The sequence below is a fragment of the Azospirillum sp. B506 genome (assembly GCF_000333595.1).
Taxonomy (GTDB): Bacteria; Pseudomonadota; Alphaproteobacteria; order Azospirillales; family Azospirillaceae; genus Azospirillum.
In genome coordinates this window covers 1-2036 of record NZ_BADK01000015.1, presented here as the reverse complement: position 1 = coordinate 2036, position 2036 = coordinate 1, and the positions used below count along the sequence as shown (strand labels likewise).

The 2036-nt window shown below is 62.9% G+C and carries 1 protein-coding gene; it reads right to left on the bottom strand.

The genetic code is table 11. The features are described from left to right. A partial coding sequence (locus I71_RS00510; protein ID WP_375731153.1) for a beta strand repeat-containing protein occupies nt 1–1912 on the bottom strand: 1912 nt, incomplete at its 3' end. Nucleotides 1913–2036: the final 124 nt, after the last annotated feature.

The following is a 2036-nucleotide window of genomic DNA, read 5'->3' as shown; positions in this document are numbered from 1 at the left end:
CCTGGGTGCCATCGGTGCCGGTCAACGTCTCCAGCCCGCTCACCAGCAGCGTCGAACCACCGCTGTCCAGCGTCACAAAGTCTGTTCCGGCCCCCCCTGTCAGCGTCTCGATCAAGGACATCAGCAGCGTGTTGCCGGCGGTGCCGAGCGTCACCACGTCAGTCCCGCGCCCGCCGGACAGCGTCTCGATGTCGGACACAAGCAGCGTGCTGCCAGCAGTGCCAAGCGTGACGATGTCGGTGCCGGCCCCACCGGTCAGCGTCTCGATGCCGGACACCAGCAGGCTGTTCCCGGCCGTGCCGAGCGTCACCACGTCGATGCCGCTGTCGCCGGTCACCGTCTCGAAGTCCGACAGCATCAGCGTGCCGCCAGCCGTGCCGAGCGTGACGACGTCGGTGCCGGCCCCGCCGGTCAGCGTGACCATAGCCGACACCAGCACAGTGTTCCCACCAGTGCTGAGGATGACGACGTCGAAGCCGCCCCCGCCGGTCAGCGTTTCGATGTCGGTCACCAGCATCGTGCCGCCGGCGGTGCCCAACGTCACCACATCGGTGCCAACCCCGCCCGTCACGGTCTCCAGGCTCTGGACCGTCAAGGTTGCGCCGCCGGAATCCAGGATTACGACGTCACGGCCGCTGCCGCCCGTCAGCGTCTCGATGCCTGACACCAGCATCGTGCTGCCGGTGGTGCCCAGCGCCATCACATCGGTCCCGACCCCGCCAATCAGCGTATCGATGCGCGACATCAACACCGTATTGCCGGAGGTGCCGAGCCAGATGACCTCTACGCCGATCCCGCCGATCAAGGTCTCGATGCTCTCAATCATCACCGTTGCCCCGGGGGAAGCTACGGTGATGACATCGGTGCCGCCGTCTCCTATCAGCGTATCGATGCGGTAGACCTGAAGCGTGTTGCCGGCGGTGCCGAGCAGGACAAGATCCGATGTGGATCCGCCGTTCAACGTTTCGATGCCGGACACCTGGATGGTGTTGGCGCTGTTGCTGAGTGTGATAACGTCGACACCTGCCCCGCCCGTCAGTGTTTCGATGGCTGAAAGCAGCAGCGTGTTGCCGGACGTGCCAAGCGTCACGACATCGCTACCGGTTCCACCGGTCAGCGTCCTGATAGACGACACCAGGATGGTATTGTCAGAATTCAGCAAGCTGATGGCATTGGTGCCCAAACCGCCGGTCAAACTTTCGATGCCGGACACCAGCAACGTGCTGCCGGCGTTGCCGAGCAGGACGAGATCGAGGCCAGCACCCCCGGTCAAAGTTTCAATGGCGGACACAAACAGCGTGTTGCCAGCGTTGTCCAAAATGACGCGATCGCTGCCGGTGCCGCCGGTCAGCGTCTCGACCGCCGAGATCCGCAAGGTGTTGCCGCCAGTACCGAGCATGATGACATCGGTGCCGGCACCGCCAGTCACCGTCTCCACCAGCGTTACCATCATGGTGCCGCCGCTGGAACCAAACATCACGACATTGGCGCCTAGCGATCCGTTCAACGTTTCGATGCCGGATACCATCATCGGGGGAGCACTGGGGGCAATCGTTATGACGTCCTTGCCGGCAGAGCCGATCAGTGTATCCAGCATCTGCACAAGCATTGAGGAGGCGCTGGCAAGCGTGACAATGTCGGTGCCGTAACCACCGGTAAGCGTTTCGATTGCGGAGAGACGTATGGTGTTGCCGCTGTGGCTAAGCGTTACGACGTCGCTGCCGCCCTTGCCCGTCAAGGTCTCCACAGCCGATACGAAGATGGTGTTGCTATCGGTGGCGAGCACGATGGAATCGGAACCAGCTCCACCGATCACGGTCTCCACCAGCCTTACGGACGTGGTGCCGCCGGCGGTGCCGAGCATCACGATATCCGACGACGTTCCGCCGTTCAGCGTCTCGATGCCGGACACCAAAATCGAGTTGAAAGACGAGACGATCGTAATGCTGTCCCAACCGGCCCCGGCCGAGCAGGGTTTCCAACTGCCAAACGAAAAGGGTATTGCCCGCGGACCCCAACGTGATGAGATCAATCCC